At 72.2% G+C, this 1,181-nt stretch carries 2 pseudogenes; one reads left to right on the top strand and one right to left on the bottom strand.

The features are described from left to right. Positions 1–617 (top strand): annotated as a pseudogene (locus tag JGS39_RS39930) (alcohol dehydrogenase catalytic domain-containing protein); the annotation flags it as partial. A 97-nt stretch (positions 618–714) separates the two neighbouring features. On the opposite strand, the pseudogene JGS39_RS39920 reads toward JGS39_RS39930, so the two are convergent. Then, positions 715–1,134 (bottom strand): annotated as a pseudogene (locus JGS39_RS39920) (GNAT family N-acetyltransferase); the annotation flags it as partial. Between the last annotated feature and the right edge of the window lie 47 nt (positions 1,135–1,181).

The following is a 1,181-nucleotide window of genomic DNA, read 5'->3' as shown; positions in this document are numbered from 1 at the left end:
ACGCCTTCGGCCCCGCCGAGAACCTCACCTACGAGCACACCGACGACCCCGTCCCCGGCCCCGGTCAGGTCCGCATCGCCGTCCGCGCCGCCGGCGTACACCTCCTCGACACCGCCCTGCGCCAGGGCATGACCGGCCCCTTCCCCGCCCCCGTCGAACTGCCCACCGTCCCGGGCCGGGAAGTCGCCGGAACCGTCGAATCACTCGGCGAAGGCACCGACCCCGACTGGCTCGGCCGCCGCGTCGTCGCCCACCTCGGCAACGTCCCCGGCGGCTACGCCGAACTCGCCGTCACCGACGCGGAGAAGCTCCACACCATCCCCGGGGGACTCGACGACGCCGCAGCCGTCGCCATGATCGGCACCGGCCGCACCACCCTCGGCATCCTCGGATTCACCCCACTCGGCCCGGACTCCGTCGTCCTCGTCACCGCGGCCGCGGGCGGCATCGGCACCCTGCTCGTCCAGTACGCCAAGAACGCCGGAGCCACCGTCGTCGCCCTCGCCGGAGGCCCCGCGAAGGTCGCCCTCGCCCGAGCCAACGGCGCCGACCTCGCCGTCGACTACACGCTCCCCGACTGGCCCCGCCACGTCCGCACCCACCTCGACGCCCTCGGCCGCGGTGACGAGGACGACGGAGTCCGGGCCGAGTGGGGTGAATCCGAGGATGCCGAGGGTGGTGCGGCCGGTGCCGATCATGGCGACGGCTGCGGNCGTCCTGCGGCCGCGCGCCCAAGGACTCGTAGAAGGCGATGGACGGGGCGTTCCAGTTCAGCACCGACCACTCCAGGCGCTCGTAACCACGCTCCACACAGATCCGCGCCAGCTCCCTCAGCAGCGCCTTCCCGTGCCCGCCGCCGCGCCGCTCGGGACGCACGTACAGGTCCTCCAGGTAGATGCCGTGCACCCCGCGCCACGTCGAGAAGTTCAGGAACCACAGCGCGAAGCCGACGACCTCGCCGTCCTCGTCCGACTCGGCGATGTGCGCGTACGCGGCAGGCCGCTCACCGAACAACGCCTCACGCAGCTGCTCCTCGGTGGCCTTCGCCTCGTGCAGCGCCTTCTCGTAATCGGCCAGCTCACGGACCATCGCGTGAATCGCGGGGACATCGGCAGCGGTAGCGGTACGAATCATGGAGGCAGCGTAAACAGCCCCGGCGCTCCTCCTACCCCCGCCCCAGC

The organism is Streptomyces poriferorum, from assembly GCF_019399235.1.
GTDB classification, from domain to species: domain Bacteria; phylum Actinomycetota; class Actinomycetes; order Streptomycetales; family Streptomycetaceae; genus Streptomyces; species Streptomyces poriferorum.
The sequence above is the reverse complement of the archived record's forward strand: the minus strand, read 5'-3'. Positions and strand labels throughout refer to the sequence as shown.